This is a genomic window from Adlercreutzia sp. ZJ141 (genome assembly GCF_011038965.1).
In the GTDB taxonomy this organism is placed as follows: Bacteria; Actinomycetota; Coriobacteriia; order Coriobacteriales; family Eggerthellaceae; genus ZJ141.
This window is the reverse complement of sequence record NZ_JAAKEB010000006.1, coordinates 35,691-50,111: the sequence shown is the minus strand read 5'-3', so window position 1 is coordinate 50,111 and position 14,421 is coordinate 35,691. Positions and strand designations below refer to the sequence as shown.

General features: G+C 56.3%; 16 protein-coding genes and 1 tRNA gene. 16 read left to right on the top strand and 1 reads right to left on the bottom strand.

Annotated features, from left to right (window positions below; all coding sequences use genetic code 11):
- Positions 1–19: 19 nt before the first annotated feature.
- The 14 genes from G7Y44_RS03945 (at position 20) to leuB (ending at position 12,504) form a co-directional block, all read left to right on the top strand.
- Positions 20–373, top strand: coding sequence for an Hpt domain-containing protein (locus G7Y44_RS03945; protein WP_165045775.1), 354 nt, complete (start codon positions 20–22; stop codon positions 371–373).
- 57 nt (positions 374–430) lie between these two features.
- Entirely contained in the window at positions 431–811 is a 381-nt protein-coding gene (locus tag G7Y44_RS03940; RefSeq protein ID WP_165247751.1) for a metal-dependent transcriptional regulator, read from the top strand.
- A gap of 212 nt (positions 812–1,023) precedes the next feature.
- Complete coding sequence (locus tag G7Y44_RS03935; RefSeq protein ID WP_165247749.1) at positions 1,024–1,905, top strand: FtsB family cell division protein; 882 nt, start codon at positions 1,024–1,026, stop codon at positions 1,903–1,905.
- Between the two features lie 141 nt (positions 1,906–2,046).
- On the top strand, positions 2,047–3,021 hold the full coding sequence (locus tag G7Y44_RS03930; RefSeq protein ID WP_165045769.1) for a Ppx/GppA phosphatase family protein: 975 nt from the start codon (positions 2,047–2,049) through the stop codon (positions 3,019–3,021).
- Positions 3,022–3,050: 29 nt separating this feature from the next.
- Positions 3,051–3,133: transfer RNA gene (locus tag G7Y44_RS03925), tRNA-Leu, on the top strand.
- Between the two features lie 134 nt (positions 3,134–3,267).
- Positions 3,268–4,323 carry a polyprenyl synthetase family protein gene (locus G7Y44_RS03920; protein WP_165045767.1) on the top strand — a complete coding sequence of 352 codons (1,056 nt, stop codon included), beginning with the start codon at positions 3,268–3,270 and terminating at the stop codon, positions 4,321–4,323.
- A gap of 104 nt (positions 4,324–4,427) precedes the next feature.
- Complete coding sequence (locus tag G7Y44_RS03915; protein WP_165045765.1) at positions 4,428–5,327, top strand: peptidoglycan-binding domain-containing protein; 900 nt, start codon at positions 4,428–4,430, stop codon at positions 5,325–5,327.
- Between the two features lie 432 nt (positions 5,328–5,759).
- Complete coding sequence (gene leuC, locus G7Y44_RS03910; RefSeq protein WP_165247747.1) at positions 5,760–7,028, top strand: 3-isopropylmalate dehydratase large subunit; 1,269 nt, start codon at positions 5,760–5,762, stop codon at positions 7,026–7,028.
- Between the two features lie 12 nt (positions 7,029–7,040).
- Positions 7,041–7,538, top strand: a complete 498-nt coding sequence (gene leuD, locus G7Y44_RS03905) for a 3-isopropylmalate dehydratase small subunit (RefSeq protein WP_165247745.1) — start codon at positions 7,041–7,043, stop codon at positions 7,536–7,538.
- A gap of 74 nt (positions 7,539–7,612) precedes the next feature.
- Positions 7,613–10,150 (top strand): phosphatidylinositol-specific phospholipase C domain-containing protein, encoded by a 2,538-nt coding sequence (locus tag G7Y44_RS03900; RefSeq protein ID WP_165247743.1) that lies wholly within the window; start codon positions 7,613–7,615, stop codon positions 10,148–10,150.
- A 159-nt stretch (positions 10,151–10,309) separates the two neighbouring features.
- Positions 10,310–10,597 carry a type II toxin-antitoxin system Phd/YefM family antitoxin gene (locus tag G7Y44_RS03895; RefSeq protein ID WP_241159170.1) on the top strand — a complete coding sequence of 96 codons (288 nt, stop codon included), beginning with the start codon at positions 10,310–10,312 and terminating at the stop codon, positions 10,595–10,597.
- Positions 10,594–10,917 carry a type II toxin-antitoxin system RelE/ParE family toxin gene (locus G7Y44_RS03890; protein ID WP_165247742.1) on the top strand — a complete coding sequence of 108 codons (324 nt, stop codon included), beginning with the start codon at positions 10,594–10,596 and terminating at the stop codon, positions 10,915–10,917. Before G7Y44_RS03895 ends, G7Y44_RS03890 begins: the two co-directional genes overlap by 4 nt.
- A 9-nt stretch (positions 10,918–10,926) precedes the next feature.
- Positions 10,927–11,178 carry a hypothetical protein gene (locus G7Y44_RS03885; RefSeq protein ID WP_165247740.1) on the top strand — a complete coding sequence of 84 codons (252 nt, stop codon included), beginning with the start codon at positions 10,927–10,929 and terminating at the stop codon, positions 11,176–11,178.
- Positions 11,179–11,397: 219 nt separating this feature from the next.
- Entirely contained in the window at positions 11,398–12,504 is a 1,107-nt protein-coding gene (gene leuB, locus G7Y44_RS03880; protein ID WP_165247738.1) for a 3-isopropylmalate dehydrogenase, read from the top strand.
- 137 nt (positions 12,505–12,641) lie between these two features.
- Here leuB and G7Y44_RS03875 read toward each other — a convergent pair whose 3' ends face one another.
- Entirely contained in the window at positions 12,642–13,022 is a 381-nt protein-coding gene (locus tag G7Y44_RS03875) for a NifB/NifX family molybdenum-iron cluster-binding protein (protein WP_165045756.1), read from the bottom strand.
- 326 nt (positions 13,023–13,348) lie between these two features.
- Between G7Y44_RS03875 and G7Y44_RS03870 the strand changes: the two genes are divergently transcribed.
- Together G7Y44_RS03870 and G7Y44_RS03865 are read left to right on the top strand one after the other, a co-directional pair.
- A complete protein-coding gene (locus G7Y44_RS03870; RefSeq protein WP_165247736.1) occupies positions 13,349–13,777 on the top strand; it encodes a helix-turn-helix domain-containing protein in 429 nt (142 codons plus the stop codon).
- On the top strand, positions 13,777–14,400 hold the full coding sequence (locus G7Y44_RS03865) for a zeta toxin family protein (RefSeq protein WP_165247734.1): 624 nt from the start codon (positions 13,777–13,779) through the stop codon (positions 14,398–14,400). Before G7Y44_RS03870 ends, G7Y44_RS03865 begins: the two co-directional genes overlap by 1 nt.
- Positions 14,401–14,421: the final 21 nt, after the last annotated feature.

Genomic DNA, 14,421 nt, shown 5'->3' with positions numbered 1-14,421 from the left:
ATGAAGGGGGATGAGGCCAATGGGCATTGAAAGCAAATTCGCAGCGTTAGGCATGGACGTTGCAGAAACAACAGACCGCTTCTGCGGCAACATCGACCTGCTGCAATCGATGATGCGGCTTTTTGCAAAGGAAAGCTATGAAGAACGGCTTATGTCGACGTTTGCTGAACGCGATTGGGGCGAACTTGAGCGTGCGGCTCATGCGTTGAAAGGGTCGTCGGCGAATCTGGGCTTTGTTCACCTGAGCAGCTTGGCAGGCGTTGTTGTACAGACGCTGCGCGATGAGGATTATACGGGCCTTGACGAAAAAGTTGACGCGCTTGTGGCGGAGTTCGTTCGGGTGCGAGACGGCATCGTGGCGCTTGAAGGATAGATGGTTTCCCGAGCGGCGTGTGTTACCATGAGAGCACACGTATAGAAGGGGTCTGCCATGGAGAAAATATCGACGTCGCATGAGGACTACCTAGAAGCTATAGTCATGCTCGGCGGCACGACGGAGGTGTCGGTGCGTTCTGTCGATGTTGCCACAAAACTGGGTGTTTCTAAGGCATCGGTGAGCAAAGCCGTTACAGCTTTGAAGGAAAAAGGCTTGCTTGACCAGCCCTATTACGGCGACATTACGCTCACTGCCGAAGGGTATGCGTACGGGTCGGCGGTGTACGAGCGGCATCGTCTGCTCATTTTGTTTCTCACGAAGGCCATCGGCATTGATCAGGAGGTTGCCGAGCGGGAGGCATGCCTGATGGAGCACGCAATTAGCGATGGCTCTTTCGAGAAGTGGACTATCTACGTGAAAGAGCTCGACTTATAGGGAAGGGGTTAACCTGTAGGGTCGCCTGAGTTCGCTCATTTGTGCTCGCATATCGTTTTCGCCATTTCCACCGCCGCCAAAACAGACGGCGGTTTTTTGTTGACGGTAAGGATACTTTGTCCCATATGCCGTAGGTGTGTGTGGTATCCTGAATCAGCTTCCAGCACGAAACGAACAAGAAACGCAACACGGTGCCGAAGGGGCGAATCCCGGTGACCCAATACAGCAACATTCTGTCCTTCGACCAAGCGCGCCAAGGCGCGTCGTCCCGTCGTGTGCTGTCGCGCGGTGTGTCAGGCGCACGCGGTGACCGCTACGCAGGACTCGATTATTATGGGGAGCGCTACGGTAAAGAACACTACAGTAAAGAACGTTATGGTGCTTCCTCCATTCGGGTTAGTCGTGGTGGCAAGGCCTCCCGCATACAGGAAGACGAGTTTGATGGCGAACTTACTGCGCGGCAGCGACGCGCCCATCTACGTGAGCAGGCGAAGCGCTCTCGCGCGAAAGCAAAGGCCGAGCGTGCGTTTGTTAAGCAGTTCGGCACCACTGGCGCGTCGGATGCGGGCGAGGGTTCGTCGCGGGCTGCCGTATATAAAGGCGAAATGGGAACAAAGCATCGTCAAGCTGCACGCATGCAGACTGGCGATGCAGGGTCTGCGCGGAGCTTTGGCTTCTCGCTCTCGGGTGTGGTATCCGCAGCGCTGTCGGCGCTGAAACGCCCTCGCACTGCGGTGTGTGCATCAGTGGTTGTGTGTCTATTCTTGTCGGCATCGTTTCTGTATCCGTCGGCTCGTACGTATTACCAGGCAATTCGCGAGGAAGCCCGCCTCGAGGTGGAATACCAGGCGCTTGCTGAGCGCAACGAGGCGCTTGAGAGAAGCGTCGCGTACCTGCAAACCAACGCCGGCGTTGAGGATCGTGCCCGCTCGCAGTATGGGTGGGTGAAGAAAGGCGAGCAGGCTGGCAAGGTGAGCGGTATCGAGGCTACCGAATCGGAGGCATCCGTGTCGGCAAAGGTGCTGTCTGACGAAATCGAGCCCCCGGAAACGTGGTACTCCAAGGTGCTCGACCCGATTTTCGGGGTGTCGTAACCGTTTGACCAGCACGCGGCCGCGTTGTCACCGCATTTTCGTGAAAGGTATTTCATGAAAGGCTACTGATCCGTTTCGTTTCGACTTCCAAGGTTGTTTGGGCCTGCGTGCTGAACATGCGGGAGGTGCGAGGAGTTTCCCATGGCGTTCGATGATACTTCTGCACGGCGTTTTGCCGCGATTGATATCGGCACGGTGACGTGTCGTATGCTCATTGCCGATGTTGACCGTGCGGGGCATATTCGCGACGTCGATCGCGAGTACCGGATCGTGAACCTGGGTGAAGGCGTTGATGCGACGGGTGTTCTGAAACCACAAGCTATTGAGCGCGCGGTTTGCGCGGTTGCCGATTTCATGCAGGTGCTCGAGCGCTTCCGCACGAATCGGTTTGCGAACATTCCTGTTACCGCCATGGCAACGTCGGCTTCCCGCGATGCAAAGAACGCCGACGAGTTCGTATGCGCGCTTCGTGCAGTCGGCGTTGAGCTGTCAGTCATTCCCGGTGAGCGAGAGGCGGCGTTGTCGTTTTCAGGGGCGTCGTGCGATTTTCCCGGCGAGCGTCTGTTTGTGGTCGACGTGGGTGGCGGTTCTACGGAGGTAGTAGCAGGTGTGGCGGGCGATCAGGTGCTGCTCGCTCGTTCGTTTGACATCGGTTGCCGCCGCGTGACCGAGCGTTTCTTTCACACCGACCCACCCGCGCCAGAAGAGCTCGCACGTTCCCGCGAATGGATGCGTGAGACGATGGCGCCGTATTTCGAAACGGCGCGCGCTGCAGGGTTTGAAGCTGATCGGTTGGTTGCGGTTGCAGGCACGGCAACAACGGTGGTCGCCATTCGTGAGGCGCTTGCTCGCTATGACACGTCGCGCGTGCACGGCGCGGTGGTTACTCGCTTCGACTTAGACGCCGTGTATGAGCAGCTGATTGCGGTTCCCCTCGAGCGTCGTAAGCTCATCGTGGGTCTCGATCCGGGCCGTGCTCCGGTAATCGTGGCGGGCATGGTTATCTTGCAAACAGTGCTCGATTTGGCCGGTGTCAACTCGTTCACGGTTAGTGAATCGGATATTCTGCATGGAATCATTTTGGCGGAGGACTCAAATCGGAGATTTGCCGATTAATCTGCTACCATGTATATACAGTTGCGCAAGGGGGCGTGGCGGAATTGGCATACGCAGCGGACTTAAAATCCGCCTCTTCGGATTGTGGGTTCGAGTCCCACCGCCCCTACCAGCAGCGCGTCATTATGCGTTCGGGCGCATTGCGCCGTTTGCTTCTCGCAAGGCGTTTCCGTAGAGGTTGGAATCGCGACGAGTCGCGCAGTTTAAGTACAAAAGGAACACGGAAGCCATAAGTAGGAAGCGCCTATGACGAACACCAATGATTTCATTTTCACCATGGAAGAGCCGCTTGCTTCGTTCGAGGACTATCTCGCTCACTATGCGGAAGGGGTCGGCGACATGGTGAACTCGTACATTCCGCATGGGTCGCACCCCGATATGGATCGATACCTGTATGGCCCGTTGCGTCGTTATAGCGAAAACGGCGGCAAGCGCCATCGCCCGCTCATCGCGTTCGCTGCATGTCGGGCGGTGGGCGGCGATTCACGGCTCGCTTCGAGTGCGGCTGCTGCCATCGAACATTTTCACACCGCCGCGCTCATCCACGACGATATTGCCGACGATGCAGAACTGCGACGTGGCGAGCCGTGCATGCACCTTACCGAGGGGCTGGGCTTGGCTATCAATGCGGGTGATCTTGCGTTGACGCTGGTAAACGGCACGGTTATGCATGATCCGCTACTCGATGACGCATGTAAGGTACGCGTGGTCACCGAGCTTGTTGACATGACACGTCGCACGGTGGAAGGCCAAGCGCTCGACATCGGCTGGGCGCGCGATGGCCGCTACGACATTACGCCGGAAGACTATCTGGTCATGGCTACGCACAAAACCGCGCACTATTCGGGCGCAGTGCCGCTGGCCATTGGTGCCATTATTGGTGGCGGCTCCGAAGCTGAGATCGAAGCACTGCGCAACTACGGGCTTGACACGGGGCTGGCGTTCCAGATTCAAGACGACCTGCTGAATCTGATTGGTTCTGAGGAAAGCACGAAGAAGGATTTCCGCAATGACATCACGGAAGGCAAGCGCACACTCGTGGTGGTGCACGCTCTGCAGAACTCCACGCCTGAAAACCGCGATCGTATTATTGAGATTCTATCGTCGCGCGTGAAGGCACCGGGGGTGCTTGCGGAATGCGTGCGTCTGATGGATGAGTCGGGCAGTATTGACTACGCGCGCAGCTATGCGCAGAACTTGACAAGCATCGCGAAGAATCGCCTGATCGACATGGTTCCTCCATCTGATGCCCGCGACTTGCTGGTATCGATGGCCGATTGGTTTGTCGAGCGTCTTCAGTAAGCAGCCTGGCGGCGCGCCGATCAGGCAAGATTGCGATTGGGCTTGCACGCGGGGCTGGCCCGCCTGCGTGTGGGTGTGCGTGGGCCGCATGGGGAAGTGTGAGCATGGAAACCATCAAGTTGAACGATTCCGGTGCTACCGTTTTGGATATGCAGCAGCGTCTGGCTGTCGTGGGGCTTTTGGGAGAAGCCGATATCGATGGCGTGTACGGCGATGAGACGGCTATCGCCGTTCGGGCTTTCTGTCGTCAGGCAGGCCTGCCGGCAGGCACCGACGTCGATGAACGAGTTTGGGTGGCACTCGTCGATGCGTCGGGGCAGCTCGGCGACCGTACGCTGTATCTTCGCATGCCGTATTTCTACGGGCATGATGTGCGCGAGCTGCAGCGTGCCTTGGGCGTGCTGGGGTTTGATCCCGGTCCGATCGATGGCATCTTCGGCGCCTTCACCGAGCAGGCGCTGCGTAAGTTCCAGCTGAACATGGCGCTGCCGTCAGATGGCATCGCAGGTGCATTCACGTATTCGGCGCTGCATAACCTGCGTCATTCGTGGGCCGACAAGGAAATTGTGCCGAAAACCGACTACATTGGTTTTTCTCGTGCTGCCGACGTGCTCGAGCGGCATGCACTTTGTCTCTTCGGCACCTGCGAATTCACGCGGAACGTGGCACTGCGCATGTCGAACCTGGCAGTTGCCACAAACCCTGCATCGAAGATGGTCAGCGCCGAAACGCTGCTGGTTGCTCCCGATGACGGTATGGTGTTCGTGCATATTGTGCTGCCCGACGATAAATCGGCCGATGGTGTTCCCCGTGTTTCCTATTCTGGCGACGACTATTCGTTGTCCATGCGTCTCGAGACAGCGCTTACTGCCGCCCGCAAGAACGTTCCGTCACGCATTGCTATTGAGCTTCCAGGTCAGTCGTGGATGGACGCAGGTTCCGACCGCTCGGCACAGCACTACGCCACAGCACTCCTTGACGCACTCTGCAGCGCACTGTCTTAAAGTTCCGTCTGTTCTGACGAACAGACGGAACTCCTCGACGCTGCGAAGCGCTCCGGCACCTCATCTTGCCGCTCCAAGCATTCGTCGCATACCAAAGTACGCTTCCTCATGCTTTCACGGCAATCTGAGGCACCAGAGCGCTTCTCGCTGACATTACGAACGACAAGGACATTTCACGAACGACAAGGAACGCTCTCTTCTCCAGTATCCTTCTCGTTGATGATACAAACGACAAGGACGCTTCACGAACGACAAGGGGTACTTCGTTCGCGTACGTTTCCTCTGTTCATCTTGCTCTGTGTCTCTACGTTTTCCAAGCATGTTTTCGCTGTTGGCACCGCGTGGCTCGCGTGCGCCCGGTGGTACAATTACCCCGTTTTTCACGGGCTTGTTGTTTGCGGGTCCGATTTACGGTCTATCGAAGGAGAGAATATGGCGCGTCCCATGACTATGGCGGAGAAGATTCTCGCCGCTCACGCCCATCTCGATGAAGTTGAGCCGGGTCAGCTGATCGAGTGCGATCTCGATCTGGTGCTGGCAAACGACGTTACGGCTCCCATCGCTATTAAGAAGTGCAAGGAGTGCGGAACGGGTGACGTGTTTGACCCGACACGGGTGCTGCTGGTGCCCGACCACTACACGCCTAACAAGGACATTGCTGCCGCCGAGCAGGCGAAGATTGTCCGCGATTTCGCGCGTGAGCAGGGCATCACGCACTATTGGGAAGTTGGTTGCGTTGGTGTTGAGCATGCGCTGCTGCCCGAACAGGGCGTTGTGGGTGCGGGCGACCTCATCATTGGTGCCGATAGTCACACGTGCACATACGGCGCGCTTGGCGCGTTCTCCACGGGCGTGGGTTCCACTGATGCTGGTGTAGGTTTCGCTACAGGTAAGGCGTGGTTCAAGGTACCCGAGAGCATTCTATTTAAGGTTGAGGGCCAGCTCGCTCCGGGCGTTACCGGCAAAGATATCATCTTGCATATCATCGGCAAGATCGGTGTTGACGGCGCGCTGTACTGCGCTATGGAGTTTACCGGGTCGGCTATCGCTGCTCTTCCCATGGATGAGCGCCAGACCATTTCGAACATGGCTATCGAAGCGGGCGGTAAAGCGGGCCTTATCGCTGTTGACGACGTGACGCGTGCTTATATGGATGGTCGCGTTGAGCGCCCCTACACCGAGTACCATTCCGATCCGGACGCCCAGTACAAAAGCATCATCGAGATCGATGCCGCCGACATCAAACCGACGGTTTCGTGGCCCCATCTGCCGTCGAACACGCATTTGGCGGAAGACTCGCGGCATATTACCATCGACCAGGTGGTTATCGGTTCGTGTACGAATGGACGTCTTACCGATATGCGCCAAGCAGCCGATGTGTTGCGTGGTCACAAGGTTCATCCAAACGTGCGCTGCTTGATCATTCCGGCCACACAGCTGGTGTATCGCCAGTGTATGGAAGAGGGCCTGATGGAGGTTTTCCTCGATGCGAATTGTGCGATATCCGCACCCACGTGCGGCCCGTGTTTGGGTGGGCACATGGGCATTTTGGCGAAGGGTGAACGCGCCGTGGCAACCACGAATCGCAACTTCGTCGGCCGCATGGGCCATCCGGAAAGCGAGGTCTACCTGGCATCTCCGGCCGTGGCGGCCGCGTCTGCGGTGCTCGGTCATATTGGTATTCCGCAAGATTTGGACTAAGGGAGGCAATCCATGCAATTCAAGGGCACCGTTTATCGTTGCGGGCGCGATATTGACACCGACGTTATCATTCCCGCGCGTTATCTGACCACGTCTGATCCAGCAGAGCTTGCAAAACACTGCATGGAGGACCTCGACACCGAGTTCGTGAACAAGGTGTCGCAGGGCGATATTATTGTTGCCGATGAGAACTTCGGCTGCGGCAGCTCGCGTGAGCACGCGCCTATCGCCATCAAGGCGGCGGGCATTGACGTGGTTATCGCGAAGAGCTTCGCGCGTATCTTCTACCGCAACTCGATCAACATTGGCTTGGCTATTATGGAATGCCCCGAAGCCGTAGACGCCATTTCAAACGGCGACGTGGTAAGCGTGGATGCCGACACCGGCACTATCGTTGACGAAACTACGGGCCAGACGTTCAAGGCGCAGCCGTTCCCGCCGTTTTTGCAGGAGATCATCGAGGCAGGTGGCCTGATCAACCGCACGAAAGCAAAATTGGCTGCGGAATAGAAACGCTTGCATGCGCACCGCGCGATTCATACGGCGCGCATGCATTCATTGAAAATCTCGCCGAAAAGGAGTGCATGATTATGACCTACAATGCACCGGATTATTCACAGCAGTCCAGTTCCTCTTGGCGAGTGCAGTCTCAGGTGAATGCCGCCAGTACTGCGCCCGCAGGCCACAATGTGTGGCAGGTGCCGCTTACGCGCCGCAGCTTCGTTGCTGCGTCGGCGTTGGCGGCATCGGTGTTTCTGGCAGGTACTCCCGGTGTGTCCGGCGTATTCGGCGCACCCGGCGCGTCCGATTTCGGCGCGCAGACGGCCTGGGCGGACGACCCCGACAACAACGTGGGTGAGAAGCTTTCCGACTACATCATCCGCCTGCGGCCCAAGGGTTTTCTGCGCACGGTGAGCGTGCACGGCGACGGCACGGTTGTTGGGCAGGTGTGCTGGCTCTACCAGCAGGGCACCTCGAGCAAGCATCACCTGTCGTGGCATAGTGATCTTGGCGGATATTCCATCCACACGATGTCTAACTTCGAGGAAAAGAAGCTCTCGTCGTATAACGTCTGGTCGGTTGACGGCGATAGTAAAGACGAAGGGAAGGCCATTCATGTGTGGAGCGGCGACTACGACGAGAAGGCAAGCCGCGTGTTTAAGTTCCGTCGTCAAGACGACGGCACCTATCTCATCAAGAACGTGAACAGCGGCAGATACCTTTCGCTTGAGAATGTCAACAACGATACCAACGAGAACAAGCTCGTCCAGCGCGGAGAAGCGATGGCATGGGAGGTCGAGGTCGTCGGCGTGGGTGTGGGCGTGGAACGGTACCCCTCTTCCGATTTATGTCGGGCATGTTCTAGCTTCCCGTTTGGCACGGAATGGATGGGTTTTGTTGATGGCAACAAGCTTCTCTCGGAGATTTCCCTACCCGGCACGCACGATTCGGGTGCGCTCAGTATTGACAACGACACTGAGCCACAGACCTCTATGGCGAAGTGCCAGCAGGACTACATTCCCACGCAGCTCAACCTGGGCGTTCGCTATCTGGATATACGCTTGGGCACGGGAAACGACCCCGGCGTGAACCACGGCGGCATGTACGCGATGCGTAAGGACGGAAATGACCTGCATTTTTCCGATGTCGTCGAATATTGCAGGTCTTTCGTGGCGCATAACCCTTCTGAGACCGTTGTTATGCTGATCTCGAACTCCGGAGGCAGCGATGAGAAAATCACAGATGCTCTGGCGTCTTACATGCAATACGATCTTCAGCCGTTCTGGGATGAAGCGCGTATTCCCACGCTTGGCGAAGTGCGCGGCAAAATCGTGCTTCTGCGTCGTTTTACGCCGTCGGGAACTCATGCGAGCGACCATACGTACGGCATCGACCTGCACGATTGGGATTCCAAGATAGAGGCGAGTAGCGCTGAGGGGCTTGTCAAAATATACGATCAGGTGATGAAAGGGGAAACTAACGACCCTGAGTTCTATACCACGGTATATGCGCAAGATACGTACGGCGTCAGCGCCGATGATAAGCCCTCCCATGTGGATACGGCGCTTCAGGAAGCCTCGGAGCTGTCAAGCGCGAGAACCATCCAGATTACGGTGGATGACAAAACGGAGGAGAGAACGATCCCCGAGTATCACTACGTTATCAACTACACGTCGAGTTCGAAGTTCATCCACTCGTACAGCAACCCGTTCTACGCAGCTCAGTCTATGAACGAGCATTTATTCAAGAGCTCTTATTTTTGCAAACCCAGTGATTCGAGCACTGACCACAGCAACGATTTCATCGGAATAATCCCGTCTGACTTCTCGGATGCGGTGCTGGCCACCAACGTCTTTCGGCGAGACCTTCCTGACGGCAAAATACCGGACTTGTCGGAGCTGTGTCATGTGCCCACAACGATTACGCTTGTCTATGGTGACGACCTGATGAGCGCACAGTTTACAGGTGGCGGACTCAGCGGTGACGATTACTACAAGCTCGTTGATAGCTCGGCGGTACTTGACGTGGCTCATTCGGGTAACGAATACGAGATCGTGTATGTTGAAGTTGACCCGTTTGGTCCGGAGCACGAGACGAGCGTGCGCGCGATGGTTCCTATCACGGTGTTGCCGCGTCCAGTGAGCCTGGTGTGGGAGGGCATCGATAACCTTGTTTCGGCTGCCGATGTGCGCTCGAAGGTAGTGGCGAAGCTGCTAAACGTCGTCGATGGAGACGATCTCTCCGCGCAGCTTGAGTTTTGCTATGACAACGCAGGTGCGCCGGGTGCGGTGGTTGACACTTCGAAGCTCGGTGCGCTCGGCGAGGGCACCTACTGGGTGCGCGCCGTGGGACTTTTGGGCGACCAAGCGGAAAACTACGAGCTGGTTGACGACGGGCGTATCAGCTTTACCGTGTCGCGTGCGGTTGTGGTCGGTGAGGGCGGCGCCATTGCGGATACGGGCACGACAGGTGCTGCGAACTCGGGTACGAAGGCGGGTACGCCGCTTGCGCCGACAGGTGACAGTGCAAGCGCTGTGGGCATGGTGGCAGGTGTGACCGCCGTGGTGGCCGCAGGTGTGGCCGCGGGCGCATATGCGTATGAAGCTGCAGAAGTGTGCTAAAGAGTCACATCAAGTGTGTCAAAGGGTCACACCCAATGACACACGTGACACAGTCCCACGGTTTTAGCTTGTACGTTGCTTGATTGGTGTCTTGAACAAATCACATTAATGTGATAAATGTAACTAGAAATATATCACAAATTGTGTGAGGTGATTATTGTGCCTGCTGCGCTTCCCCTGATTCGGCCTATCAGCGATCTTCGCACCAATCTCAACGATGTGTGTGCTCAAGCTCAGGAATCGCGTCAGCCTATCTTCATGACAAAGAACGGAAAGGCTAGCCTGATTGTCATCGATTGCGATGCGTACGAAGAACAGCGGCAGCGCGATCGTTACGTGCAGAAGCTGCGTGAAGCGGAGATCGAGGCGAAATACCGCACAGAAACCGTTTCGCAAGCCTCACTCGATGAAACGATGGCGCGCATCTTTAAGGTATGGGGCGTATGAAACGCGAGGTGCGGTATCGCCCTCGCGCCGCGTTCGATTTGGAGTCCATCGTAATTTATGTGGGAGAAGTGTGCGGCAACCCTTCAGCTGCGCGAGCAACTTATGAGAGCATCGTGGATGCCATGGAGAAGCTGGCGACAATGCCGACACTTGGGCGACCTTTTGCTGACAAGACGCTCACCCGAACAAGCTTCCGCTCGTGGCTTGTTGGGAACTATCGGGTATTCTACGAGTTCAACGATGAAGAGCTTACCGTGTGGCGCGTAATTCACACGCACCAAGACATCGACGATATGGCACTCATCGACTGGCTGGAGTAAGGTGTGACTATGGCGAAAAAGAAAGACAAGAAGGAAAAGAAAGACAGTAAGAAGATCAAGAAGGTCAAGAAGATCAAGATAGACGTCGGGGAGTCGAAGAAATCCAAGAAGGCTGCCAAGAAGGCAGGGAAATCAAAAGGCGAGAAATCAGAAGATCAAAAGCGCGCGCTTGCCTTCTGTACGTGTTGTTCGAAGCGCTGTCTACTCGCAAAACCTCGCTGCTCAAAAGGCCGCCGTCTTGCTGAAAAGCTGTTGGGGTAGGTTACGCAGTAGGGGTAGGTTTAGCGGTTGGTTGAATTACTAAACGTCCTATTGAATTAAATGGGCTAAAGGGGATGTAGCCAACACTTGTAGCCAACACTTGTAGCCAACACTTGTAGCCAACACTTACTTTTTCTTTCGCTGGGACACTGAAATCTTCGCGCCAGGCGGACATCTGCGGTAATATTGCGCCGTATGCGTTTTGCGAAAGGAACGAACATGACTGACTACAAGATTTGCCTGCTGCCGGGTGACGGCATTGGACCTGAGATCATCGCTGAAGGCGTGAAGGTGTTAAACGCTGTGGGTGCGAAGTACGACACCACGTTTACGTGCACCGAGGCACTCATCGGTGGTGCGGCTATCGATGCGACGGGAAATCCGCTGCCGCAGGCGACACTTGATGTGGCGAACGCGTCTGACGCGGTGTTGCTCGCTGCGGTGGGCGGCCCGAAATGGGACACTACCGATCCTGCCGCTCCGCGCCCTGAGCAGGGGCTTCTGGGCATTCGCAAGGCGTTAGGACTCTACACTAATCTGCGTCCTGTGCAGATTTTCAACGCGTTAGCCGATGCTTCCACGCTGAAGCCTGAGATTATCGACGGCGTTGACATGATGATCGTGCGCGAGCTTACCGGTGGCTTGTATTTCGGGAAGCGCGAGCGCTTCTATGACGAAGAGGGCGCGGGCACAGGCGGCACTCGCGGACAGCGCGCGTACGACACGCTGGAGTATCGCGAATACGAAATTGAGCGCATCGCACGTCAGGCATTTGAGGCTGCGCGCAAGCGTCGCAACAAGGTAACCAGCGTCGATAAGGCGAACGTGCTGGAAACTAGCCGTATGTGGCGCGAGATTGTGCATCGCATCGGCGAAGCGGAATACCCCGATGTTGAGCTTGAGGATTTGCTGGTTGACAACACCGCCATGCAGCTCATCAACCGCCCCGCGGACTTCGATGTGGTGGTAACCGAGAACATGTTTGGCGACATTCTGTCCGACGAAGCTGCGCAGATTACCGGATCGCTTGGCATGCTGGCAAGTGCTAGCTTGGGTGACGGTGTGTCGCTGTACGAGCCCAGCCACGGCAGCGCGCCCGACATTGCAGGTCGCGGCATCGCCAACCCGCTTGCGCAGATCCTCTCGGTGGAAATGATGCTGCGTTATAGCTTCGGCATGGTAGAAGCTGCCGACGATATTAAGCGTGCGGTAACCGAGGTGCTCGATGAGGGGTGGCGCACCGGTGACATCAAGAGCACTGACACGCTTACCGATCACGTGGTAGGCACGGTAGCCATGGGTGACCTGGTAGTCGCGCATCTGTAGCAACATCATTTGCTCGTTAAGGAAACGCAGGGCAAGACGGCCATAATCGGCGTTTCCTTAAGGGCGCATAGAGCGAACGGGGCGCCCGCAATTTAGCAGGTGCCCCTTTTTTAACAATGCGCAACGTTGCGAACCGTCTAGTGATGATGGTTGCAGGCGTGTTCGGCACCCATAATGGGCACTTCGCCTGCGGCGACCAGCTTCGCTACGTCGCCGACGCGCGGCGTGCGGTTGTCGAAATATACGGTAATACCTGCGTCGGCAAAGCCCATAAGCGGGCGCATGCCCATGCCAGCCGCCACAATGGCGTCGACACCTGCGTCGTGAAGCAGCTTCACCGGGCGCAGGCAGCCGCCTTCCTCATGCGGCGGGTTGTCAAGCCCTTCTGCCGCAACAACCTTGCCATCGGCGATGTCGATGATGGTGAAGCAGTCGCAGTGACCGAAATGCCCGCTGCGCTCGCTCTCAAGTCCCGCTTCGCCCAACGTGGGCACGGCCAGCTTCAATACGTTGCTCATAGTCGCTCCTTTACAGAATAGGCTTTTTGTTTCGTCAAACAGCATAGCGCGAGCCTATGCAAAGGTCGAGTCACCTCATCGCAACTGGCAAAAACACGCACGAAACGCCTGTCGGACAGGCGAGGTCGGCATAGGGTTGGGCAGGATGGGGAAAGCTGGGGTACTCCAAACACCCTTCTAGTTTTGAGCGCTCGGCCATCTAGCGATCACCTCAGCATCCAATCCCCCAGTTCCCTTAACCCTTCCTCGTCTGCTATACTCTTTAAACTATTGCGATATCGCAATAGTTTAAAGGTGCGCCATAGGTAAAGAGAGTGGGGCTTATCATGTTGTCAGTTACTGAAAGCGCTAAGCTGCTCGGTGTATCCGCTGCTCGCGTACGGGCGCTTATTGAAAGTGGAAGCCTTCCTGCTGTTAAGGTGGGGCGCGCGTGGACGTTGCGAGAAGAAGACGTCATCCAGCGGCTTTCCCTGCATCCTGCCCCAGGGAGACCAGCGAAGCGGCCGACGCAGTTTGCAAGTGTTCCAAGTGGCGATGTAGCAGAAGAACAACCCTCTTGCGAAGAGAGAGATGAAGCAGAACGTCTACGTCTTAAGAATCTCTATTTCACCTGTAAGGACGCATTCGCCTTGCGCCCGAGTCCATACGTTATGGCACGTGCCGAATCGTCTGAAGAGGCAGCATTCTACATGGCTGTTGCCGACTTCTTCCTGCAGCAAAAGCAACGAGAGCTTGTGAAGAGTGGTGTGTACTGATGTCTAAGCAAGATCTACGTCCATTCTACATTGTTTTCGCTGGAGTCAACGGTGCAGGGAAGTCGACGCTTTATCGCTCGGGTTTATGGCGTAGTGCGGACATACCCGAAAAGATGGCGCGTGTAAACCCCGACGAAATCGTGCGCGAGCTTGGAGGGAGCTGGCGTAATACCTCGGATCAGCTGCGTGCAGGACGTGTGGCGCTCAAACGCATCGACGAGCTGTTTGAGAAGCGCACGAGTTTTACTCATGAAACAACGCTTGCAGGTCGTTCCTCGGTACAGCGTATTAAACACGCACATGACCTGGGATATCGTGTCTTCTTGTACTATGTTGGCGTTGAAAGCCCGCACATTGCGCTCCGGCGCATCGCGCATCGTGTTGAAGTCGGTGGACATGACATAGACGAGCGTGTCGTTCAACGGCGATTCACTGCTTCGCTTTCGGGGCTCGCCAGCGTACTTGACTTTTGTGAGCACATTACAGTCTTTGATAACACACGCGTGTTTACGTGCATCATGGAATGGTCGCGCGGCATGCTATCGTGGTGGGGAAATCCCCAGGTAAACGGCCCATGGCTTCTTGGTGCCATGCAAGATGAAAATGTGTGGCGAGTACGTTAGCAGTTCGTCTGCCACACATTT